Source organism: Sporosarcina sp. ACRSM, assembly GCF_022346545.1.
Taxonomy (GTDB): Bacteria; Bacillota; Bacilli; order Bacillales_A; family Planococcaceae; genus Sporosarcina.
Window position 1 is genome coordinate 159,735 of record NZ_JAKRNU010000003.1, and the last position, 24,375, is coordinate 184,109.

Consider the following 24,375-nt stretch of genomic DNA (forward strand, 5'->3'; position numbering starts at 1 on the left):
GTTCGTCATATTTCAAAATTATTTTTTGCTATTTAAATAATTCTAACTATCTTATATACTGGTAACTATTCGAAAGAATGGTTATTTTTTTCTGAACATTTTTACTAACTATTGGTATGGAAGGAGTCTCCTATGGAAACGAAAAGAAAGGGTTTATTCCAAAGTTTTTTGGACATGGTTGAGAAAACCGGAAATAAGTTGCCGCATCCGGTAACTTTGTTCGCTGGATTGGCGCTGCTTGTCCTTGTCCTATCATGGATAGTATCATCATTTGGGGTAACCGCCGAACATCCTGGCAAGCCGGGAGAAATGATTGAGGTTAAAAATCTACTAAGCGGGGAAGGTATCAAATACATATTTACACAAATGACGGCGAACTTCGTCGGGTTCGCACCGCTTGGTGTTGTTTTGTTAACGATGTTAGGAATCGGGCTCGCAGAAGGATCGGGTCTGATTAGTGCACTGTTACGCGGGTTTGTTATGGCCGTTCCCAAACGACTGATTACAGCAGGACTTGTTTTTGCGGGCGTTATGTCAAGTGTTGCTTCAGATGCGGGATACGTTGTCTTGCCTCCACTTGGAGCGGTTATCTTTGCCGCATTGGGACGTCATCCGTTAGCGGGTCTTGCAGCTGCATTCGCTGGTGTTTCCGGAGGATTTAGTGCAAACCTGTTTTTATCAGGGACGGATGCATTGCTCGGTGAGCTGACCATTTCCGCAGCGGCAATCATGGATCCTGCATATGCAGAAAATATGAACATCGCTATGAACTATTTCTTCATAGCAGCTTCTGTATTCGTTCTAACATTCGTTGGTGCGTGGGTAACTGAAAAAATTGTCGAACCGCGCCTTGGTGAATATAAGGGCGAGTACCGCGAAAAAATTGAAAAGCTGACGACGATTGAGAAAAAAGGACTGGTTTGGGCTACGGTTTCTGTAGTCATCTCAAGTATCTTATTTGCATTGCTCATTCTTCCTGAAGGGGCACCGCTACGTGGAGTGGAAGGCGAAATGCCGATCATTCGTTCACCGTTTATGAGTTCGTTGGTACCGATTATTGCAATTTTGTTCTTTATCCCTGGACTTGTTTACGGAAAAGTTACGAAAGTGATCCGCAATGATCGAGACGTTGCTGCGATGATGTCTGCGACGATGGCGGCGATGGGCATGTTCATTGTCTTGTCATTTACAGCGGGTCAATTTGTTGCCTTTTTCACAGAGTCCAACATGGGGCTGATGATCGGTGTGTATGGTGCGCAATTCCTTGACAGCATTAATTTAAGAGGGATTCCTCTCATCTTGATGTTTATCCTTATTTCAGCATTTATCAACCTGTTCATCGGTAGTGCGTCTGCGAAATGGGCGATGATGGCACCGGTATTTGTACCGATCATGATGGAGATGGGCTATACGCCTGAGTTAACGCAAATGGCGTACCGTATCGCCGATTCGTCTACGAATATCATTTCACCACTTATGACTTATTTCGCGATTATTATCGCATTCGCACAGAAATACGATAAGAAAATGGGAATTGGGACACTTATCTCGGTCATGTTCCCATACAGCATGTTCTTCCTTATCTTCTGGACAGCGACACTTGTTGTCTGGATGTTGTTCGGTATTGATTTGGGTCCTGGTTCAGGAATCCACTATCCAAATTAATCATATAGTGTCTTAAAAACAGGTTTTTTTATAGAAATGAAAACCGCACCCTTTCACAAGAGGTGCGGTTTTTCATTTATTTCTTTTCAATCAACCCTGATTCAATCAAAAATTCTTCTGCGACGATTTCGACCATCATGCCTTCGTTGTCGACTTTGGCGTTCATTTTTTGCATGGCTTCTTCGTCGATTTTCCCTTCGAGTTGTCTGAGGACCTCTTCGATTTCAGGGTACTCTTGCAGCGCTTCTTTTCGTACGAGCGGCAGTGCGTGGTAAGGAGGGAAGTAGGATTTGTCATCCTCCAACACACGCAGGTCATAATCTTGTAGCTGACCGTCTGTTGTGTAGGAGTTGATGACGTCCACTTCTTTCGCGCCGATGGAACGGTACATGATGCCGTGGTCCATCCCTTTGACGTCTTTGAATTTCAGACCGTATTCTTTCTGGAAGCCAGGTAGGCCATCCGGACGGTCGATAAATTCAAAAACCGCACCGAGTGTGAAGTCCTCTGAGACTTTTGCGAAATCGCTGAATGTCTTGACATCTAGTTCTTCAGCTTTCGCTTCATCCAATGCCAATGTGTACGTATTGTTGAAGCCGAATGTGTTGAAGGCGATAATGCCGTCTTCATCTACGAGCCGTTTGGTCAATTCTAGCGTCTCTTCTGCTGTTCCTGGATCTTCATGGTAATAGTTGACGACAATGGTTCCGGTGTAATCCGGTATGACGTCAATCAGTCCGTTCAGCATCGCATTCCAGACGACGTTCGAGCCGCCGAGATTTTCTTTGTAAATGACGGTGATGTCCGTCTTTTCTTCAATCAATTGCCCCATCACATGTGACAAAATGATACTTTCCGTATTGTTCCGGGAACCGAGGGTCAAGGAATCTTTTTCGATGAAAATACAGCCTGAAAGCATAGTTGCGATCAGCAATACGATCATTGATATACCAAGTTTTTTTCTCATACTTACTTCAATCCTTCCGGCGTGGTCCATTTTTCAACCGCAGTGAAGAGCGTTTCAAGAATGATCGCAAGAAGTGCAGCCGGAATCGCTCCGAGTAAAATCAAGCCATCGATACCGCGCGTAATTCCAAGGAAGATGAAATCGCCCAGACCGCCCGCTCCGATGAACGCTGCCAGTGTGGCGTTCCCGACGTTAATGACTGCGGCTGTGCGGACGCCGGCCATAATGACAGGGATCGCTAAAGGTAATTCGACTTTGAAGAGGACTTGCATACTCGTCATCCCCATCCCTTTTGCCGCTTCAGTCGTCGCTTTGTCAACGTCTTTGATACCGGTGTACGTGTTTCGAATAATTGGCAGGAGCGAATAGAGGAACAAGGCGGCAATGGCTGTCTTAACGCCAATCCCGAAAATAGGAATCATGAATCCGAGCAATGCCAAGCTTGGAATCGTCTGCATGATTCCGGCTCCGCCGAGCACCAAGTTCGCAAGCTTAGGTACACGTGTGGCAATAATTCCAAGTGTCACGCCGAGGATAATGGCGATTAACATTGAGAAGAACACGAGTTGGATATGGACAGATGTGGCTGAAAGGACTTCTTGCCAACGCATCTGCAACTGTTGGGTGAGCTGTTGCCAAATATTTAAATTATTCATGGTTGTTTTCCTCCGTATCTGTCCACGGGCTGGACATAGCGGATAGCAATGAACCGCGTGTAACGACGCCTAATACCCGCTGTTGTGCGTCAACAATCGGAATAATGCCGAATGGTGCCTCATCCATCATGACAATGGCGTCCCTGGCTGTTGCTGTTTCTGGCAGGAATGGCTCACGGGATAACATGATTTCTTCAATCGTTTTAATGGCATCCAATCTTTTAATGACATCGTACGCAGAAACGATTCCGATTAGCTTTTTGTCATCATCGACAACAATAAGGTTTGTAATTTTTCGCTGCCGGATAAGCGAGAGTGCTTTTTCCGGAGACCTTTGAGGGAGAGAGGTGATGACGGTTTCCGACATAATTTCGGTCACGGGCATCAGTTCAGGGTTTTGGGTTATCCGGTGTTTCCCGATGAACTCCTCTACAAAGCCGTGGGCTGGTTCGTGAAGTAATTTTTCTGGAGTGTCTAATTGTAGAAGTTTACCGTCTTTCATAATTGCGATGCGATCGCCCATTTTCAACGCTTCATCCATGTCGTGGGTAACGAAAACAAAGGTCTTATTCAATTTTTTATGCAAGGCACTTACTTCGGCCTGCAACTGTTCGCGTGTCAGTGGATCGAGTGCACTGAACGGTTCATCCATTAAAATAATGTCCGGGTTGGCTGCCAGTGCCCGCGCAATCCCGACTCGTTGCTGTTGACCGCCGGAAAGTTCTTTGGGGTAACGGGTGGCATATACTTCGGGATCGAGGCCGACGAGTTCAAGCAGTTCGTTCACTCGCGCTTTTATCTCCTTGTCATTCCATCCCTTCATTTGCGGGACAATGCCAATATTCTTTTCGATCGTATAGTGGGGGAAAAGACCGATCTGTTGAATGACATAACCGATGTCCTTACGCAATTCGGATGGATTATACGAATTGATATCTTTTCCGTTGATGGAAATGGTTCCACTCGTATGGGGTTCCATCTTATTGATCATTTTCATCGTCGTTGATTTTCCCGAACCACTCGGTCCAATTAGCACCAAAAATTCACCTTCCTGAATATCGAAGCTAATTGATTTAACGGCTTGGAAGCCGTCATCATACACCTTGCTCACATTCTCAAATTTCAGCATGAAATCCTCCTATTATTTTTTTCTTTCATTATTATTTTGATAAAGTGAATAAAAAAATAATGAAAGGTAATAAAAAAACAAGACATTTTAACTCTTACCAATTTAAGAGTCTCGTCTTATTCAAGTAGTATAGCATATGCAAAGAATATTTAACAGGTTTTTCTGATTTTTCCGTCCTCTGATGTCCTGAATTGCTTGGTCGTGAAGGTTTTCGATAAAATGGACGGAAGAAGGGAGTCGATCGGGGTGGACATGAGCATTTTTATTGTTGAGGATGATATTTCAATTTTTAATTCACTAAAAGAACGACTGGAGCAATGGTCTTTTCATGTCAAGGGACCGGCTGATTTTAACGATGTGATGGGGTCTTTCATTCAAACGAATCCACATCTTGTCATCTTGGACATTCAACTGCCGGCTTATGATGGATTCCATTGGTGCCGCGAAATTCGTGCGGTGTCAAAAGTGCCGATTATTTTTTTATCCTCCCGCGATCATCCGCTGGATATGGTCATGGCGATGAATATGGGCGCGGACGACTATATTCAGAAACCGTTCCACCTGGATGTGCTACTTGCGAAAACGCAAGCCTTATTGAGAAGGACGTATGCATATGGAGAGGAAGCGCCGGATGTGCTGGAGTGGAATGGTGCGATGATTGACTTGAAACGGGGCGTCATTCGACGAGATGGGCAGGAAACGGAGCTGTCGAAAAATGAATTTTTCATCCTGACTGTGCTCGTTCAATCCAATGATGAAATTATTTCACGTGATGATTTGATCCGAAAATTATGGGATGACGAACGGTTTGTCAATGACAATACATTGACGGTGAACGTGACGCGCCTACGGCAGAAACTTGCGGAAATCGGGCTGGGTGAAGCAATTGTTACGAAAAAAGGACTTGGTTATATGGCGGTCACGTTGTAGGAAGGGGGTTATCCACATGTTCATTCATTATGTGAGGGATATGAAAAGTTGGATTTTGTTTTTTGTGCTGTCGCTCGGGTTGGCGGACATGCTCATTTGGTTGGATCCGGGGATCGACGCAAAGTTTGCATCGGTCCTTTATTTTAATCTGTTGCTGATTGTCATATTGGTCTTATTTATCGTTTGGCGGTATCGGGTGGAAATGAAATTCACGAAAAAACTGGTTATGCTTGCAGAAGAGCAAACGAAGGACTGGCAGGAAGCATTGCCGGAAACTGACTTTCTGCGTGATGAAATGGTGAAAGAAGTTTTGCAACAGGCCGAGATGGAATTTTCAAGTGAACTGGCCGCCATTCGGAAGGATCGTGTCATCGAAGGGGACTATACTGCCGCGTGGGTGCATGAAGTGAAAACACCGCTGACCGCGATGAAATTGACGATGGATGCCCATCGGGAAAATCCGGTTATCCGGAAAATAGAAACGGAGTGGTTGCGCGTCCATTTGTTGATCGACCAACAGCTGTACATTTCGCGATTGCCGACGCTTGAAGCGGATTATGTTCTGGAAAAAGCGGACCTTCGCCAGCTGGCCACTGCGGAAGTGCGTGAACTAGCGACATGGTGCATGGAAAAGAATATTGCAGTCGAATTGGAAGGCGAAGGGCTAGACGTTGTCACAGACGTGAAGTGGAGCCGGTTCATCATCCGGCAACTTTTGACGAATGCATTGAAATACAGTCCAGAAGGGGGAACCATTTTTATTTCGATGCATGTCACGGGGGTGGGAAATGCTATATTGACGATTAAAGATGAAGGGCCCGGCATCGAACCGCATGATGTACCGCGGATTTTCGATAAAGGATTCACCGGCGGCACCGGGAGATTGCATAACGCCGCAACCGGCCTAGGCCTTTACCTCGCACAAACGGTTGCGGAGAAAATCGGGATTCAACTGACAGTGCAATCTGAAGTGGGAAAAGGAACGATTGTTGGCATGACTTTTTCTATTGAAAATGAGTTTGATAAAACGAGAATTCGCTCGGGGGATGTGTAATGAGGAGGGCGCGATGGTGGGGGATTATGATCGTTTGGAGGGAGTTATTGAGCGTTGGGAATGGTTTATGATCACTTGGAGGAGCTCCTTGAGCGCTAGGGGGAATTAATGATCGTTAGAGGGAACCCATTGATCGCAATGAAGAATTAATGATCGCTAGATGCATCTTATTGATCGTTGGCAATGTTTGAAGATTGATTAAAGGGTCATTGAGCGTTAGAAAAAGGTTATGATCACTTGGATGTGTCCTTTGAGCGCTAGGGAGAATTAATGATCGCTAGAAGGAGGTCATTGAGCGCCAGCAAGAATTAATGATCACTTGAAGGCACTCCATCCCCATTTCAACTTTGTTCAAAGGTGATTTTGCATGAATTCTCATGACTGAACTTTGCAACATGACAATATTGTCATGTTGGGGCTTCCGTTTGTCATGTAAATCGAACGACTCGCTGTATGAATCGCGATACGATAGAGACATGATGAAGAGGGAGGCAGTTGCAATGAATACGATACATTCAACGGGTAATACCGTTTTACATGCACAAAATGTGCGGAAATCATATGGTTCGCGTGGCAATGTCCAGCAAGTTTTGAAAGGGATCGATTTGCGTGTGATTGAAGGGGAGTTTGTGGGAATCATGGGATCGTCGGGAGCGGGAAAGACGACGTTGCTGAACGTTCTCGCGACGATTGATCGTGTGACGGAGGGGACCGTCCTGATTAGCGGTTCTGATATTTCCAAGATGAAAGACGCGGAGTTATCTGCATTCCGGCGCGATAAGCTGGGCTTTATTTTCCAAGATTATAATTTGCTCGATACATTGACAGTAAAAGAAAATATTTTGTTGCCCGTATCGCTGGGAAAAAAGAAAAAAAGAGTGGTGGAGGCGGAATTCAATGCCATCGCCGACATTCTAGGCATTAAAGATCTCGCGCATAAATACCCGCATGAAATTTCCGGTGGGCAGAAGCAGCGGACGTCTGCTGCTCGTGCATTGATCAATAAGCCATCGATGGTCTTTGCGGATGAACCGACGGGCGCGCTTGATTCGAAATCGGCGTCGTCTTTGCTTGGCACGATGGAAGAAGTCAATGAACAGCGGGGTGTCACGATCATGATGGTGACCCATGATCCTGTAGCATCGAGCTACTGTAGCCGTGTCGTCTTTTTGAAAGATGGAACGATCTACTCGGAATTGTATCGCGGTGATAAGACGAGACAAGCTTTCTTCCAAGAGATACTGAAAGTCCAAGGCGTACTTGGGGGCGACAACGTTGACTCTATTTGATCTTGTCATTCGCAGTATGCGGAAAAATATCAAACATTATTATCTCTACTTTTTTGCGCTTATATTAAGTGTTGTCTTGTATTTCGTCTTTGCGACATTGCAATATGATCCAGCCGTTATGGAACAATCCGAAGTCTCTGCGAATATGGCTGCGGCATTCAGAGTAGCGGGCATTTTGTTATTGTTCATCGCCGGCATTTTTGTTGTCTACGCCAATGCGATTTTCTTGAAAAGAAGAAGCAAGGAAATTGGATTGTATCAATTGATAGGATTGACAAAGGGCGCAGTGACGCGACTGCTCATTATTGAAAATGCCCTTCTCGGTGCGGGCGCGCTTATAATCGGTGTTGGGGCAGGGCTGCTCGTTTCCCGCGTATTTTTAATGCTGCTGATGAAATTGATTGGACATGAAGGCTTCATTGAGGTGTCTTTTTCGATGGCGGCAGTTATTCAAACGGCTGTTGTTTTCATTGCCATCATTGCATTGACATCTGTCCAAATGCTGTTCACCGTTTACCGGAGCACTTTGCTTGGATTATTTAATTCTGAGAAGTCAGGTGAGCATCCGAAAAAGCCTAAAACGTTCCTATCCGCGGTGTTGGCTATCCTTGGAATGGGGCTGATTGTGTTCGGTTATTGGTTCTCGGGGCATATGTTGAACAATATGATTTACTTCAATATGTTGGCAGTATTGGCTTCGACAATCCTTGGCACGTATCTTGTGTTTCGCGTCACAATCAGTTGGCTATTTTACCAAATTCGGAAACGGAAGCAAGGGCATCTCGGCTTGAACAATAGTTTATCCCTTGCGCCGCTTATGCATCGGATGAAGGGGAATGCCAATTCGCTGACAATCATTACTGTATTATCCGCGATGACGCTGGCAATGCTGGCGGGTTCGTATTCACTTTATTATTCGACGGAGAAGGAAACGCGTTACATGATGCCGTTTGATTTTGCATTTGACGAACAATGGCTTGCAGATGATGAAATATCAGCCGAGGCTTTTGAAGCCGAATTAAAAGAGAAGGAAATCAATTATACAACAGCAACAATTGAATTGCTTGGTGTGGAATGGACTTATGAAGAAGGGATTTTCCCTGCATTTATGGACTGGTCAGGAGGAATCTACAATACCTATATTGTAAGTGCTAAGCAACTACAAAAAGCAGGCTTACAAGTTGATACACCAAAGGATGGGACTGTCATTTATCATTCCTCAGAGATGAGTTTCTTAGCAAAAGATATGAAAATTCCATTCGAAATCTATATTACAAGTAGTGAGCCGGAAAGCAAATATACAGCTGTAAAATTGGGTGAAGGCAACGTAATCAATAATACTTGGGGTCCCCAATTTGTCGTTAATGACGCTGACTTTGAAAAATATAAAAAAGCGATGGTTCCAGAAAGTATAGAAAACATGTCCCCCGAATGGATCATAAAAAGCATCCGTATTTTCAATATAACTGACAAATCCCAACTTGCGCTAGCTTCGGATATTCGGACCCAGCATTGGGATGAAGGTTCATGGTCATATGGTGCTGATTATTATTCCATGTACGAAAGATCGATCCAGTCAAACGGATTACTCATCTTCATCGCGGGGTTCTTAGGACTTGTGTTCTTAATTTCAACAGGTAGTATCTTGTATTTCAAACAAATGACGGAAGCGGAGCAGGAGAAGAAAAGTTATGCGACACTGCGACAACTCGGTTTTACGGTCCAAGACATCATGCGCGGAATCATCCGTAAGCAGGCATTCGTCTTTGGATTGCCTTTGCTGATCGGCTTGCTGCATTCCGTATTCGCCATCAAAGCGGCCTCGTTCCTCTTTATGTCCGATATTACAGTGCCCGCTTCCATTGCGATGGGCGTCTATGCGCTGATCTACTTGATCTTCGCATTCCTAACAGTCGGTTACTACAGGAAAACGGTCAAATCCGCTTTATAATTGACGCAAGTGCCAGTCACCAGAACAATGAAAATTGCTTTGGTGACTGGCATTTTATAATTCCATCCCCATCCACTTCCAAAACGTGAAGTAAAATAAGACCATCGCCATAATATAAAGAGGCATGAGAACAGCGCTTATTTTAACCAAATGCTTGGCATCAAAGGAGACATCCCCTTCCTCGTAGAACAGAAGAAGGGCTTTTGAACTGACCGGGAAGGTGACACAATAGTTCATCCCGATCAAGCTTAGGAAAACGACTGTTGCGGGATTGACTCCGATTGTTTCGCTGAACAGTATCAAACCCGGGATGAATACGACTGCACGTGTCGTATGGGAAGTGATGTATAAGTGGCTTGTAGTCGTTACAATAGCGATGATCAATACGATCAACCATTCGTTCCCATGCTCGACAAGCCTAAGTACACTAAACAATTCTTTTTCAATCCAGGCGACTGCACCGGTATCGACGAGCACTTTTCCAAGCGCAGTTGCTGCGGCGACGAACACGATCAAATTCCAGGACACGGATTTCATTCCGTCTTTCCAACTGATGACACCAAAGGACGGGAGCATGACGAATACAGCACCGATCATTGTAACGAACGCAATATCGTAGCCGTGGATGCTTTCTGCCATCCAACCGAAAATGAGTAACGTAATCAGAATAACTGTTTTTCTCTCTTTAACATTGAAAGGTTTTTTGGCTTCAGCCGTTACTTCCATTGCTTGTCCTGTAAATTTCGATTCATTGCGGGGCCATAGCATCCATTTGATGATGATTGCGGTGAACAGGGTTGTAATGATTGCAAACGGAACTCCCCATATCAACCATTGAACGTAGGAAATGGTTTGATCGACAGTGCTTTCAAGCAAGCCGATTCCGATTAGATGGGAACCTGCACCGATTAAAGTGGCAGATGTGCTCATTAAGATGACGATGGGTGCAAGTACCGCCAGCGCACTTTGTTCTTTTTCGGAAAATTTTTTGCCAAGTTGTTTAATGATCGGCATGGATAAGGCAGCCCGACCAGAAGTCGAAGGGATGAAAAAGGCGGATGCAAATAAAATGGATGTGACTCCGGCAAGAATGGAGTTTTTATTTTTTGCTCTGCTTAGGATGGAGCGGGTGAACCTCTCCGCCAATCCCGACTGTTTAACCGCTTCCCCGATAATGAATGAACCTACCATTAGCCACACGACTTCTTCCGCAAGTGAATGATAGAGCAATTCCTGACTACCCGCCTTCATCAGCACGATGAATATCAGCAGGGCAATGGCGACAAAGCCGGCGGGAATTTTAGTGGCGATCCATAGGGTCATCGCAGATAAGAAAGCAAACAAGGAAACCTTTGCGCTATAATCCAGATTTTCAATCAGACCGATTGCTAATAAGAAGAGGATATGGACGCCTAGGATTGCCCATGTTTTCTTTGTAAAACGGCTGACCAGCCGAGTGAACGGCCGATGTGCATGCGCATGTTTTTCCGCTCTCGTCATCATTTTTGCAAGACCCCTTTTAAAGAGCTGATCCGTTTGGCAATGGTGAGGCCGATGGAGACTTGCCTCAGCGCAGCTTCCGTACTATCTTCAATCCATTTTGGTGCATTGATCATGGCTTTTTCCAACGTTGTCGGTTTGGGGATGATACTTAAATAAGCATCAATGCCTGCATTGTAATTTAGTTCTGCTCCTTGTCCGATTGTGCCGGTAATCGCAATGACTGGAATGTGATGTTTTTTTGCAATACGCGCGACTTCTGACGGGATTTTTCCGTTTGGCGTCTGAAAATCCAGACTGCCTTCCGCCGTGAAGACGACATCTGCGTTTCTGATTTTTTCTTCGATCTGAATATAATTCTTTATGATTTCGAATCGTGGATACAATGTGGCTCCGGCAAAAGCGATGAGGCCCGCCCCTAAACCGCCCGATGCACCACTTCCAGGTAAATACCTGACATCGAGTGCAACTGTTTTCTTGATTAAAGCGGCATAGTGATCCAGCGCCTCCGATAATAGTTCAACCTGTTCCGGAGTTGCTCCTTTTTGGGGACCGAATACACGGGCGACGCCTTTGTCACCGCATAATAGATTCTTCCAGTTACATGCCACGTCAATGGGGACAGTAGAGAGCCTTTTATCTAGGAAGCTGGTGTCAATATGCCTGACTTTCATTAAGTCTACTACACTGCGTACTTGTATCGGTTTTGAGCGTGTATCTAGAAATTGCGCGCCGAGTGCTTGTGCCATTCCGACTCCGCCATCAGATGTGCCTGAATCACCGCAACCGAACAAGATTTGGTCGACGCCTAAATCCAATGCGGAAAGTATCAGTTCTCCGACACCATAAGTCGTCGTTTCTAAAGGATTTCTTTGATGGCGCGGAACTAATTTCAATCCGGCAACCGCTGCCATTTCGATGACGGCTATCTTCTTTCCGTTCTCAACGAAAATGCCGAAATGGCTTAAAATCTTTTCTCCGACCGGTCCCGTCACTTCACGATAAATGATCTTCCCTGCTTTCAAACGAATGATTGTTTTTGCAAAGCCTTCACCCCCATCAATCATCGGTACAATTTCTACATCAGCCTTACGGTCAAATCGCTTTGCGCCACGCTCCATCGCCAAAGCCACTTCTTCTGCATCCAAACATTCTTTAAATCCTGACGGAACCATAACGATCTTCATTTCCATATCCTCCTCTGAAATCTAACATTGCATACTAATCTAGCAATCGAATACTAGAGGATGCTGAGAGGATCATTAGAAAGTGATGAGAGCTTCTGAAATTGGAGTAAGAAAACTAGACGTTATTATAGTAGAGTTAAATTCCCATAACTACTCGTTGTATGTCTATCCTAGTGAATAGGTATTTTGTTGTAAGGGATTTATTTTGCTACTCATTTATTCATAGTAGAGGAATAGCGAAGATGAGTCTGAGGATAGAATTGGTCAACTGTCTAATTTACTTCAAATAATTCGTGTTATGCTGAACGCAAGAAAATAGCATGTGGAAATGGAGGTTGATGGATAGTGAAGATGAAGTGTGAATGGTTCATGGTTCTTTTGTTCACAATTTTATTGGTATCGGCGTGTAGCGAGAAGCCGGCAAAGGAAACATCGGAAGGCGACAGCACAGAACAGAATGAAAACCTAGAAGGTCGCTTCGATGGTGATGAAGAGAATAAGGTTGAAAAAGAAAAAGTGGAATTTGAAAGCCCAGGAGCGGGTGCGCCTGATGATCAAGGTGAGCTGGACGTCTGGTTCGAGGGGGATGTGTCACTGGATGGCCAAAAACTCACTGTGAAGGGCTTAACGAATCTCTTACCGGAGTCCAAATTATATTTTCTGATGGATGGAATCGAGGCACAGCTCATTGGCGGGAATATGATTGCGTTTGTGGAAGATAATGGTGAATTTTTGTATGAAACAACACTACCGGAAAGTTTTGATGGATTGTTCACGCTTGAAGTGAAGTTCGAACCGGCAATCCAAAATGATGCGATCAAAGAGCATTACGGCGAGTCAGGAGAAAATTTACAAGGCGAATTTATCCGGGTTTACGCTGATACGCAAAGTGAAGTCGATTATAAAAAGGCGGCTGTCCAAATCGAAATGGCACAACAAGATGGACAGAAAGAGAGGGAAATCGAACCGCCTGTGTGGGAAGTGCCGACAGATTATGGGGAGACTGAGATATGGATGGAGCCGACGATAACGAAAGACGATCGTTATGTTTATATCGATGCGAAAAGCAATTTGCTAGAAGGGACGCAAATGAAGTCAAGGGCCAGTATCCCGGGTTACATCACTTCGGGTTTCATTGGCACGACGTACGTAAATCCGGATGGCAGCTTCCGTCTCATTTTCAAAAATCCTGAAAGTGATAAGCGAATCAAAGATTTACAGGATTATGAAATTATTCTTGAACCACAGATTGAGAATTCAATGTCTGCTCGTGTAGCTGCGACATATGGAAAGAACGGTGAACATTTTACCGGAAAGTTAGTGGAACAAGACGGTGATAAGAAAGTGATCCGTTTCCATATGAAAGTGAAAGGGAGTTGACTTGGGGAAAGTCCTTTGAATAGAAAAACATAAAAGCGGAACATTAAGTGAAGACACCAGAATCCAATCAGGCTTCTGGTGTTTTTCAATAGGGCTTAGAAAAAAGTTGGATTTGATCTAATTATGGGTAGATAAAAGGGAAGGACATGAAAAAGTGATGAGAAAGGGGAAATCTGTACATGATCATGGATGCATTAAATTGGTTAGTCGGTCCGGCAAATGATTTCATATGGACGTATCTTCTTATTGGAATCCTGCTCTTGGTCGGCGTTTACTTCACAATCCGTACGAACTTCGTCCAAGTGCGATTGTTCGGCGAAATGTTCCGCTTGATCGTTGAGAAAAAAGAAGATAATGATGGCGTCTCCGCATTCCAAGCCTTTACCATTAGTGCAGCTTCACGGGTGGGGACAGGAAACGTTACCGGTGTGGCGCTAGCCATCGGGATTGGCGGACCTGGCGCGGTATTTTGGATGTGGGTCATCGCTATTATCGGAATGGCCACAGCGTTTGTGGAAAGTACGCTTGCGCAAGTGTACAAGGTGAGGGATGGTGATACGTTCCGGGGAGGACCCGCTTATTATATACAAAAGGCACTCGGGGTCCGAAAGCTGGGAATCGTGTTTGCGATTTTATTGACACTTTGTTTTGGCTTTATTTTTAATGCGGTACAGTCCAATACGATTAGCCAATCGTTCACAGATGTATTTGGTGTACCGGATTGGCTCGTCGGCTTAGTTCTTGTGTTGATAACAGCGGTCATTATTTTTGGCGGCGTCAAGCGAATCGTCAAAGTGACGCAGGCCATCGTACCAATTATGGCGACATTTTATATTGCGGTTGCCCTTTACATTGTCATCGTGAATATCGCGGAAGTACCCGCTATGTTCAAATTGATCATTGAACATGCTTTCGGGATTCAGGAAATGGTCGGCGGTGGTGTTGGTGCCGCAATGTTGCAAGGGATCCGACGCGGTCTATTTTCCAATGAGGCAGGGATGGGGAGTGTGCCGAATGCTGCAGCAACTGCAAATTCATCCCACCCGGCAAAGCAGGGACTTGTCCAGAGTCTTGGTGTTTTCTTTGATACGATCATTATTTGTTCAGCTACGGCGTTTATCATTATTCTTGCCGGTCTTTATGATAAAGGTGAGCAGAGCGGCATCATTTTGACACAATCTTCAATGGCTGTCCATGTGGGTAGTTGGGCACCGTATTTTGTCGCCGTTGCCATTTTCTTTTTCGCCTTTAGTTCAGTTGTCGGGAACTATTATTATGGAGAGACGAATATTGAATTCATCAATGCCCACCGGTCATGGCTGACGATTTACCGCGTGTTGGTACTCGGGATGGTAATGTTTGGTGCGTTGGCAGAAGTGGCAATCGTCTGGAGCATGGCGGACTTGTTCATGGGCATGATGGCGATCATCAATCTGATTGTCATTGTAGTGCTTGGTAAAGTGGCGTTCAAGGTGTTGGATGATTTCACAATCCAACGGAAAAAAGGACTGAATCCCGTCTTTAAATCCAGTTCAGTACCAGGCCTCAAAGGGGCGGAATGTTGGGAAGACGAAAAACAGTGACCTACATGATAACAGCCACTCCAACAATCATGTTGGGTTGGCTGTTATCAAACGTTTTCTTATTCAGCTTCAGTTTTATCAAATGTCCATGTCGTTTCGTTTTTAACGCCACCTGCAGCGATTAACCCACTAATCACACGGATAAAGTAAGTACCCGACTCTCGTCCTTCAAAAACCGCTTGTCCTGTTATGGATTGCCCTGGTTCAATCGTTCCCGTTAATGGGGTAATGCTACTATAATAACTGGAATAATCTCCAGCCCCGCTGCCATCCAGACTATCCGTAAGCTCCAAGCTGTCAATTGTTTCAGTAGCATCGATCGCTACGTCACCGATATTTTTTATCGTGACATCAGTAATAAAGAGATGATCGAACATGGGAACTTCACCGTCTAATTCATCCACCATTTTCACTGATTCAATTGTAATTTCATATTGTCCAAGGGTGCTTTCCGCTTGTCCGCTATCACCAATTTTAAGATTTGTTTGATCTTGGAAGTTACCTGAAGAACGATCATCGATCTCATTCTTTTCCTGTTCTTTCGGAGTTATCTCGTCGCTTATTTCACTATCTGAACTTGAGGAACAGGCTACTAATAATCCGCTACTGATCAATAGCGCTCCAAATAATACAATCATTCTTTTCATAATGATAATCCCTCCAACCCTGTAATACTTTTTGATAGGTTACACTATGTTACCATGGTTTGAAATTTCTGTCATATGTAATTCTTCAATGAAAAAGGAAAGGGCCTTTATGGCTCTTTCCCAGCTTTCTAAAATATCCTTGCTGTTTGTAGCAGTTTCGCATGGTAATTGTCCCTAAATTACGGAACAATCCACTATCTTCGATCCCAAAAACGTTGTTGTGCGATGGCAGTGACAAATTCGCTGTCGAAGTTCGGATTGTTGCCGGCAAAAACGACGCCAGCGAAATTCGTTCCATCTGCTTTTTGGAAATATGGTTGACCGCTTGAAGCAACACCAATTGGCTTATAGTGCTTATAGGCGGTATTGATGAAATACATCATATCCGACTGGAATTTTGCTTGGTTTTTAGAATTTCCTCCAACGACGTAAAGGGAATCGACCAAATAAGGGCTCGATGTGAGGAATGTCTTATTGACGTTCAATTTTGTTCCGTCATCGGCTGTGACCGTACCAAGCTTTTCGCTAATAATTTCAACAAAAACGCCATATTGTTGGAGATAGTTAATGGTATTGGTCACTTCTTGGCCGTTGAATCCATCGCCAACCAATACACCGACTTTTAGCGAATAGGCATACTTAGGCGTACTTGCCTGGCTAAGGGAAGCGAAGCTAGTTGAAACAGGCACATTCGTCCCGCTTGGGCGATTTACCCCGATATTGTCCGCAACGATGTTCGCCATTTCTTTATCCACATTGACCAATACATCCACGTTTTGCTGGCGGACCGATTCGCTTACTACACTGCCGAGTTGATAGCTTAACGCTTCAACCGTATGCTGTTTTTCAATGGTTGTCAGGCTGTTCCAGAAGATCCTCGGCTGGCTGAAGAAGTCATCGAACGATTTGCTCCGTGCCCGTATGGCGTGCCCATCTATTTTTTTCGGATAGGATTCATAGCCACCTTCTTCAGGGGGCGTCGTGTATGGCGTATTATCCGCTAAAGAGTTTTGATGATAGCTGACTTGGTCGACATCGATCCGATACCTCATAAAGCCTTGCCGTGTATTATTATGAAACGGACAGATCGGTCGATTGATCGGCAAGTCTTGGAAGTTCGCGCTGCCAAGACGATGGTATTGTGCACTTTGATAAGCGATTAATCTGCCTTGTAGAACGGGGTCATTCGAAAAATCGATTCCCGGAACGACATTGGCCGGGTTGAATGCGACTTGTTCCAACTCCGCAAATTCATTATCGACGTTGCGATTTAATGTCATCTTGCCGATCAGTTGAACAGGGACGATCTCTTCCGGCCAAAACTTGGAGGGGTCTAGCACATCAAAGTCGAATTTGAATTCATCTTCCATGGAAATCAACTGGACACCTAATTCATATTCAGCATAAGCGCCACGGTCAATCGCCTCTCGAAGATCCCGCCGGTGGAAATCCGGGTCGATCCCGCCAATTTTTTGCGCTTCGTCTTGGAGCAAGGAATGGACGCCAAGGACGGGCTTCCAGACAAATCTTACAAAGGTCGCTACCCCTTGGTCGTTGACAAAGAGATACGTATTGATCGACCATGATTCCATCATGCGATAACTTCTTAAAATGCCCCGATCCGACATAATCCACAGCACCATATGAAGCGATTCTTGGTTATTCGCTACATAATCCCAGAAAGTGTCATGTGCTCCGGCAGCAGTCGGCATTCCAGTACGCGGCTCGGGTTGGTACGCATGCATGACATCCGGGAATTTCATCGCGTCTTGGTTGACTAATACGGGCATGGCAATTGTCGTTAAGTCGTAATTACCTTCTTCCGTGTAAAACTTTACACCTTTACAACGTAAATCCCTTGCCGTATCTTTAGAGCCTCTACTTCCTTGCACAGTAGAAAACCGGACAAATACAGGGGTCTTTTTTCCGGCCTCCTGTAAAAACCCGGCTTTCGTAAATTGCTTCATCGACTGATAACATTCAAACTCACCATGGGCACCGTAACCTCTTGCATGAACCTTTCTTTCGGGTATCGGTTCGTGGACAAAATGGGTCATCTTTTCAAAGAACTCAAAGTCCTGACGCAAGGAAGGACCGCGTGCCCCAGCCTTCAGTTGTTCTGAGTCATTTGATAACTTTTTTGATTGGTTTGTCGTTAATGGATTCCCGGTATTTTTGATACGGAACTGCTCTAGCTGCTCATTTTTACTGTTTGCATCAACGCGTTTTTGATTGCCTGACGATGATTTTTCATCCATGGAATCACCCCATCCCCATTGTTTTTCAACACCTTTAAAATCATATGCATATTTCCGTCACTTATACCTTGTGGCCTTCGTTATGGAAGGAGCCATGATCTATGCCCATTACTCACATAGCGTATGTTTGTTAACGTAAGTTTGACAGCCTGTAGGCAATGAATTCTGCAAAACGTTTGCCTTGCTCTGAACCTTCTATAGTAAAGTGCTTTGGATATAGAAAAGGACCCTGAGACACAATATCAGGATCCTCTGATGAAAGGCATGCTATTCACATGAGCGTGTTAGCGGTTATTCAGTAAGAAGCGGAGGTGGCACAATCCAACCCTTTTCTTTGTTCAAGCGCAGCAGTTTCAGGCCGAACATTGCTCTTTCGGCAATATACTTCCCGAACATTGTGGCAATATCCTCTCTGAGGCATTGCCCCATTACTTGGCTGCATGAGACAAGCCCTTGCCCCACATTTATGGAGACAGCCGCACTGATTTCAGGATCTGAAAACCTTGCGCCGACCGGAATCTCTTCTGCTTTCGCCTTGGGACGTCCAGGCAATGAAGGGGGTGGTGCAACGCCGTTATCTTTTAGGAGTTGTTCAAGCGCCTTGTTTTCAGATTTCATTATTTTGACTGCTTCTTCAAGAAGCTTGATCAGGTCATCGTCACCTGCGTGATTAACAAACGCTTCATAGCCACTGATCAATCCATTGTTTGCTCCGATAAAAGCCCAAACACCAATTACCTCTCCATAATGCATCGGTTCCTTTTTGGGATTTCCATCCATAATGCCCATTCTAAAAGCACTCCTTCTCTTCTTTTTATTTCAATTCCGGTCAATAGCATGTGCGGCATTGGTTTATCTATACGGCATCTTGGGAAAATGGGAATTACCTCGAAATCCCCAAAAGTTAAGGAGTAGCCGATCTGCGCTGGTATAAAAGAGAGGTTAAGGTAAAGGATAATGAGGATTTTATCGAATTGAGGAGGAGACATAATTGGAGGAGAATTTAACATACGGAGAAGACTATAAATATATCCCTGCAACCTCGATTGAAAGTGGAATCGGAACGGAGGTTCTTCCTGATCTCTATAGCTATACGATACAAATCGTGAATATTGTATTGGTCGGGCATCCGGATGAAAGAGAATTTGTTTTGATTGATGCGGGTATGCCTTATTCAGCCGAAAAGATCATTTCTGAAACGGAAAGGCGTTTTGGTGAGGGGAGCCGACCAAAGGCCATTATTTTAACCCATGGACATTTCGACCATGTCGGCGGGATTATCGAGCTGATCAAACATTGGGAAGTACCCGTATATGCCCATGAGTTGGAACTGCCATTCTTAACAGGTGAAATGGATTATCCTGAACCGGATTCGAGTGTGGAAGGCGGGATGGTCTCAAAAATGTCGCCCATGTTTCCACATGAAGCGATTGATCTTGGAAGTCATGTACAGCCGCTCCCCGAAGATGGCAGTGTCCCTTATTTGCCCGATTTTCGTTGGATTCATACACCTGGGCATGCACCTGGACATGTATCACTATTCAGGGAAAAGGACAAGGCTTTAATTGCAGGGGATGCCTTTGTAACCGTGAAGCAGGAATATCTATATAAGGTGATTACGCAAGAACAGGAAATCAGCGGTCCTCCACGCTATTTGACGACGGACTGGACAGCGGCACGGGAATCCGTGGAAAGGTTGGAAGATTTGAAACCAGCTGTAGCGATAACAGGGCACGGACTTCCTATGTCCGGCGAACTGTTGACGGACAGTTTGCGTAAGCTTGTACAGGAGTTCGACAGCATTGCCGTTCCCGATTTCGGGAAATATGTCGATGGAACTTCTGAGTAGGTACCTAACCGAAATGTCAATAAAAATCTATCTTCGACATAAATTTTCATGTTGAAGATAGATTTTTATTTGCGTGGAAAAGTTGTTTATAACTTCTCCTATACTCCTGTGGATTACGATGGAGACGGTTCGCTGAATGTGGACATCTTTTTGTGGATAATGTGGGTAAGTGGCGTGGTCGAAATTTGATCAAAAGTTTTTCCATTTACGTGTAGAACACAATATGTTAGGGTATATGTAACGAATAAGACACTATATATAGTGTTTCGGAAAGTTAAGCAGTGAAAGCGTTTTCGGCTTTTCCGCCTATTTTGGCAAATGGTTAGTGAAGCGCCAGTCACTTCTTACTTATATAAATGATCACACGTCCATATGGAGCAGATCCATGGGGCGTTAGCGTAAAGTTATACCGAAATGGACTGCTTTAGTTAATAAATGGAGGGAACAGATTACCATGACAATTAAAATTGCGAAGACCGGTATCGATCGGTTATTGGATGAATTACAAAGTGAATTTGGGGTTAGCAAAATTGAACCGTTGATCATTGCAAGTGACCGGTGGAGACAGCGCAATCCTGAAGGAAGCGAGTCTGAATGGGCAAAGGCAATGACATTGGAAGCGCTGAGTAATATCGATGAAGCCGAGGTCTATTGGACATTTGTAGCGGCACGCATCCATCTTCGCGATGTCTACAATCGTCAAGAGCAGTTGCGTGGAGCGAAGGTTTACACGGACTTTGCGGATAATGTAGCCCGACTTGTGGAACAGGGACTGTACACGCCTGTATTGACTGAAAAATATTCACGTACAGATTTAGAGGCGCTTGGAAACCTTCTTGATCCGGAACGGGACAAACTCTTTACATATATCGGTTTGAAAACGTTGATGGATCGTTATGTTGCGATCAATTTCACGAAACAGTCCGTTGAACTTCCACAGGAGCGCTGGCTCATCATCGCGATGACACTTATGCAGGATGAGACGGAAAACCGCTTGGAAAAAGTGGCGGAATCGTACTGGGCGATGAGCAATCTGTATATGACTGTTGCAACGCCGACATTGGCGAATGCCGGCAAGCCGCATGGCCAGTTGTCGAGCTGTTTCATCGATACAGTCGACGATTCGTTACAAGGCATTTACGACAGCAATACGGATGTCGCCAACTTATCGAAATACGGCGGCGGAATCGGCGTCTATATGGGGAAAGTTCGGAGCCGCGGTTCATCCATCCGAGGATTCAAAGGTGCTTCAAGCGGTGTGCTTCCATGGATTAAACAATTGAATAATACAGCAGTCAGCGTTGATCAGCTCGGACAACGTCAAGGCGCGATCGCGGTCTATCTTGATGTTTGGCACAAAGATATCTTCACATTCCTGGATCTTAAATTGAACAATGGGGATGAGCGTCTTCGTGCACATGACATTTTCACAGGTGTCTGCCTTCCGGATATTTATATGGAACAAGTGGAAGCACGCGGGGAGTGGCATTTATTCGACCCACATGAAGTGCGCACGGTCATGGGCTACTCGCTTGAGGACTTTTACGATGAGACAAAAGGAAAGGGCTCATTCCGTGAAAAATACGAGGAATGTGTTAACAATCCAGAGCTCAGCAGAGAAACGGTACCAGCGATCGACATCATGAAACGCATCATGCGCAGCCAGCTTGAGACAGGCGTGCCGTTCATGTTCTATCGAGATGAAGTGAACCGTGCCAATGCCAACAAGCATGAAGGAATGATCTATTCTTCGAACCTCTGCTCAGAGATCATGCAAAACATGAGTGCTACGCAATTTGAATCTGTCACATTGGAAGATGATATTGTCGTTTCACGTTCGAAACCGGGCGATTTCGTTGTTTGTAACTTATCATCCATCAACCTGGGACGCGCAGTTCCGGAAGATGCATTGGAAAGACTGATTTCCATCCAAGTGCGCATGCTTGATAATGTTATTGATTTGAACAAAATTCCGGTTGTCCAAGCACAGCGGACGAACTCACGCTATCGTGGTATCGGTCTTGGTACATTCGGTTGGCACCATTTACTCGCACTGAAAAATATTCAGTGGGAATCGGATGAGGCCGTAGACTATGCGGATAAACTGTACGAAAAAATTGCTTATTTGACGATTAAAGCTTCCGCGGAATTGGCGAAAGAAAAAGGGGCTTATCCATTATTTGAAGGATCGGAATGGCAGTCCGGTGCTTACTTTGAACACAAGGGGTATGAATCGGAAGAATGGCTGGCACTGCGTGCGGAAGTGGCTGAAAACGGCATGCGTAATGGCTATTTGATGGCTGTTGCACCGAATAGCTCGACGTCTGTCATCGCAGGATCGACGGCATCGATCGACCCGATCTTCAAACCGTTTTACCATGAAGAGAAGAAAGACTATAAATTGCCGGTCGTCGCACCTGATCTGAATCACCGTACGTATGACGTCTACCGTCGTTCTGCGTATATCGTCGATCAGCGCTGGTCCGTTAAACAGAACGCGGCAAGACAACGCCATATTGACCAATCGATTTCGTTCAACTTGTATGTACCGAATAATATCCGTGCTTCCGTTCTTCTGAACCTGCATATCCAAGCATGGAAATCCGGGATGAAAACGACGTATTATACGCGTTCGACTGCGGCGGATATCGAAGAGTGCGAATGGTGTCATTCTTAATCGCCTACGCTTCGTGGAGTGGAAATACTCAGGAAGTTGCGGAGCTTATTGAGGAAACGTTGATAAGTAGCGGCATTGCCGTTACGATGCATCGAATTGGCGGAGGGATTGCGATTCCGGATCCCCGTCAATACGATGCGATGCTCATCGGATCCTTTACATGGGATAAAGGCGCTACACCTCATGAAGTGAAAGATTTCGTCGCAGATATCGGCTATAAACCCGACAATGTTTACGTCTTCGGAACGGGGGATACCCAATTCGGAGGCGATGCATTGTTTTGCCATGCCGCAGTGAAATTGGCACGATTCTATGAATCGGGTTATGAGCCGCTTCAAATCGAACAAAGCCCACGCGGTGTACAGGAAGAGAAAGTGATCGAATGGTCGAAAGGGGTTATTCAACATTGGAAATACTTAAACGAGTAAAGGTCATTGAACCAGCAAATCCGAACAAATCTACAGCAATTTTCGGCGGAAAAGCAAGTGGCATCCTCAATTGGAATGATCTTGCCCATCCGCATTTCTATACATTACGCCAACAAATTCGTGCACTTTTTTGGACAGCGAACGAAGTGGATATGACACAGGACGTCAAACAGTTTCCAACGATGACGGAGCGGGAAAAGGATGCTTTTCTTAAAATCATCGGTTTGCTTGCTACACTCGACGGTCCACAAACAGATGTCGCAGCGAAACTTTCTGATTTTACGACGGATCCATCGGTGAAATCATTGATGGCAACGATTGCCGATCAGGAAAGTGAGCATAACCACAGCTATGCGTATGTCCTTTCGTCTGTCACAACGCTTGATAAGCAACTGGCTTCGTTTGAGATGGGACGCACGGATGAAGTGTTGATGCGACGCAATGAGCGGATCGTTGAGGTTTACAATGAGTTTGCTGAGCGTCCGACAATCGAGTCGGCATTGAAAGCGATGGTCTACACGACGTTGCTAGAAGGATTGTTTTTCTATAGTGGCTTCGCCTTTTTCTATAATTTGGCTCGCCATCAAAAAATGGTCGGTACATCGACTATGATTTCATATATAAATCGTGATGAACTGCAACACGGGAAAGCGATCAGTGATATTTTCCGTGCAGCGCTTGCGGAGAATCCAGAGTATAACACAGAAGAATTTACAGAGTGGATCTATGATCAATTCCGTCATTCCGTTGAACAGGAAACAATCTGGAGTCAGTATGTCCTTGCGGATATCGAAGGCATCGATCTTGAAGAAATGGCGGGCTATGTTAAATACCGTGCCAATAAGATGCTGCGCATGTTAGGGTTAAGTGAAATCTACCCGGAATACACCGATAATCCGATGAAATGGATCCGTGCTTATGTGGATAGCTTTGATGATACGAAAACCGATTTCTTTGAACAAACATCTCGTCAATACGTCAAGACAAGTGATTTGAACGGATTTGACGATTTATAATAGAGCGAAAAGAGAGTGCATGAAAAACGTGTACTCTCTTTTTATCTTCATTCAGCAAATGTTTTGTACTGAAAGTGAAGTGCCAGTTGCTGAATGAAGATAAAGCCTCCGGCGGATGTCACAGATTTTGAAAGGAGTTAATTGAGCTTTGCTCAATTCAAAATCTGGACGCAATTACGCCGAGGCGTAATTGATAGTTCAATAGGGTA

19 protein-coding genes are annotated in these 24,375 nt (G+C 44.8%); 11 read left to right on the top strand and 8 right to left on the bottom strand.

What is annotated here, in order from left to right; all coding sequences use genetic code 11:
• Positions 1-132: 132 nt before the first annotated feature.
• The gene (locus tag MHZ95_RS06560; RefSeq protein WP_239389757.1) at positions 133-1,665 is read left to right on the top strand and encodes an AbgT family transporter; all 1,533 of its coding nucleotides are present in this window, start codon (positions 133-135) and stop codon (positions 1,663-1,665) included.
• 76 nt (positions 1,666-1,741) lie between these two features.
• Here the strand turns inward: MHZ95_RS06560 and MHZ95_RS06565 are convergent, their stop codons facing one another.
• The 3 genes from MHZ95_RS06565 to MHZ95_RS06575 are packed head-to-tail and all read right to left on the bottom strand — an operon-like array spanning position 1,742 to position 4,417.
• Positions 1,742-2,632: a glycine betaine ABC transporter substrate-binding protein gene (locus tag MHZ95_RS06565; RefSeq protein ID WP_239389759.1), complete on the bottom strand. Its 891-nt coding sequence runs from the start codon at positions 2,630-2,632 to the stop codon at positions 1,742-1,744.
• 2 nt (positions 2,633-2,634) lie between these two features.
• Positions 2,635-3,288: an ABC transporter permease gene (locus tag MHZ95_RS06570; protein ID WP_239389762.1), complete on the bottom strand. Its 654-nt coding sequence runs from the start codon at positions 3,286-3,288 to the stop codon at positions 2,635-2,637.
• Entirely contained in the window at positions 3,281-4,417 is a 1,137-nt protein-coding gene (locus MHZ95_RS06575) for a betaine/proline/choline family ABC transporter ATP-binding protein (RefSeq protein ID WP_239389764.1), read from the bottom strand. The genes MHZ95_RS06570 and MHZ95_RS06575 overlap by 8 nt, the downstream gene beginning before the upstream one ends.
• A gap of 252 nt (positions 4,418-4,669) precedes the next feature.
• Here MHZ95_RS06575 and MHZ95_RS06580 point away from each other — a divergent pair, with 252 nt between their 5' ends.
• The 4 genes from MHZ95_RS06580 to MHZ95_RS06595 all read left to right on the top strand — a co-directional run bounded on the left by MHZ95_RS06580 (position 4,670) and on the right by MHZ95_RS06595 (position 9,641).
• Complete coding sequence (locus tag MHZ95_RS06580) at positions 4,670-5,347, top strand: response regulator transcription factor (protein ID WP_239389967.1); 678 nt, start codon at positions 4,670-4,672, stop codon at positions 5,345-5,347.
• 16 nt (positions 5,348-5,363) lie between these two features.
• Positions 5,364-6,401: a sensor histidine kinase gene (locus tag MHZ95_RS06585; RefSeq protein ID WP_239389766.1), complete on the top strand. Its 1,038-nt coding sequence runs from the start codon at positions 5,364-5,366 to the stop codon at positions 6,399-6,401.
• A 500-nt stretch (positions 6,402-6,901) separates the two neighbouring features.
• Complete coding sequence (locus MHZ95_RS06590; protein ID WP_239389768.1) at positions 6,902-7,690, top strand: ABC transporter ATP-binding protein; 789 nt, start codon at positions 6,902-6,904, stop codon at positions 7,688-7,690.
• Positions 7,677-9,641, top strand: a complete 1,965-nt coding sequence (locus MHZ95_RS06595; RefSeq protein WP_239389770.1) for an ABC transporter permease — start codon at positions 7,677-7,679, stop codon at positions 9,639-9,641. The genes MHZ95_RS06590 and MHZ95_RS06595 overlap by 14 nt, the downstream gene beginning before the upstream one ends.
• 54 nt (positions 9,642-9,695) lie before the next feature.
• Here MHZ95_RS06595 and MHZ95_RS06600 read toward each other — a convergent pair whose 3' ends face one another.
• Both MHZ95_RS06600 and MHZ95_RS06605 read right to left on the bottom strand, forming a co-directional pair.
• Positions 9,696-11,144: an SLC13 family permease gene (locus MHZ95_RS06600; RefSeq protein WP_239389771.1), complete on the bottom strand. Its 1,449-nt coding sequence runs from the start codon at positions 11,142-11,144 to the stop codon at positions 9,696-9,698.
• Positions 11,141-12,328: a glycerate kinase family protein gene (locus MHZ95_RS06605; RefSeq protein ID WP_239389773.1), complete on the bottom strand. Its 1,188-nt coding sequence runs from the start codon at positions 12,326-12,328 to the stop codon at positions 11,141-11,143. Before MHZ95_RS06605 ends, MHZ95_RS06600 begins: the two co-directional genes overlap by 4 nt.
• A 345-nt stretch (positions 12,329-12,673) precedes the next feature.
• Here MHZ95_RS06605 and MHZ95_RS06610 point away from each other — a divergent pair, with 345 nt between their 5' ends.
• Both MHZ95_RS06610 and MHZ95_RS06615 read left to right on the top strand, forming a co-directional pair.
• The gene (locus tag MHZ95_RS06610) at positions 12,674-13,708 is read left to right on the top strand and encodes a hypothetical protein (RefSeq protein WP_239389775.1); all 1,035 of its coding nucleotides are present in this window, start codon (positions 12,674-12,676) and stop codon (positions 13,706-13,708) included.
• A 179-nt stretch (positions 13,709-13,887) separates the two neighbouring features.
• A complete protein-coding gene (locus MHZ95_RS06615; protein ID WP_370642932.1) occupies positions 13,888-15,291 on the top strand; it encodes an alanine/glycine:cation symporter family protein in 1,404 nt (467 codons plus the stop codon).
• Positions 15,292-15,350: 59 nt separating this feature from the next.
• On the opposite strand, the gene MHZ95_RS06620 is transcribed toward MHZ95_RS06615, so the two are convergent.
• The 3 genes from MHZ95_RS06620 to MHZ95_RS06630 form a co-directional block, all read right to left on the bottom strand.
• On the bottom strand, positions 15,351-15,938 hold the full coding sequence (locus MHZ95_RS06620; RefSeq protein ID WP_239389777.1) for a DUF4352 domain-containing protein: 588 nt from the start codon (positions 15,936-15,938) through the stop codon (positions 15,351-15,353).
• A 194-nt stretch (positions 15,939-16,132) separates the two neighbouring features.
• Positions 16,133-18,196 (bottom strand): catalase, encoded by a 2,064-nt coding sequence (locus tag MHZ95_RS06625; RefSeq protein WP_239389778.1) that lies wholly within the window; start codon positions 18,194-18,196, stop codon positions 16,133-16,135.
• 291 nt (positions 18,197-18,487) lie between these two features.
• On the bottom strand, positions 18,488-18,985 hold the full coding sequence (locus MHZ95_RS06630; protein ID WP_239389779.1) for a DUF3231 family protein: 498 nt from the start codon (positions 18,983-18,985) through the stop codon (positions 18,488-18,490).
• Between the two features lie 202 nt (positions 18,986-19,187).
• On the opposite strand from MHZ95_RS06630, the gene MHZ95_RS06635 reads away from it, so the two are divergent.
• The 4 genes from MHZ95_RS06635 (at position 19,188) to MHZ95_RS06650 (ending at position 24,166) form a co-directional block, all read left to right on the top strand.
• On the top strand, positions 19,188-20,045 hold the full coding sequence (locus MHZ95_RS06635) for an MBL fold metallo-hydrolase (RefSeq protein WP_239389780.1): 858 nt from the start codon (positions 19,188-19,190) through the stop codon (positions 20,043-20,045).
• Positions 20,046-20,499: 454 nt separating this feature from the next.
• The gene (locus MHZ95_RS06640; protein ID WP_239389782.1) at positions 20,500-22,722 is read left to right on the top strand and encodes a ribonucleoside-diphosphate reductase subunit alpha; all 2,223 of its coding nucleotides are present in this window, start codon (positions 20,500-20,502) and stop codon (positions 22,720-22,722) included.
• Complete coding sequence (locus MHZ95_RS06645) at positions 22,707-23,150, top strand: flavodoxin (RefSeq protein ID WP_239389970.1); 444 nt, start codon at positions 22,707-22,709, stop codon at positions 23,148-23,150. Before MHZ95_RS06640 ends, MHZ95_RS06645 begins: the two co-directional genes overlap by 16 nt.
• Positions 23,105-24,166, top strand: coding sequence for a ribonucleotide-diphosphate reductase subunit beta (locus MHZ95_RS06650; RefSeq protein WP_239389785.1), 1,062 nt, complete (start codon positions 23,105-23,107; stop codon positions 24,164-24,166). The genes MHZ95_RS06645 and MHZ95_RS06650 overlap by 46 nt, the downstream gene beginning before the upstream one ends.
• Positions 24,167-24,375 lie beyond the last annotated feature (209 nt).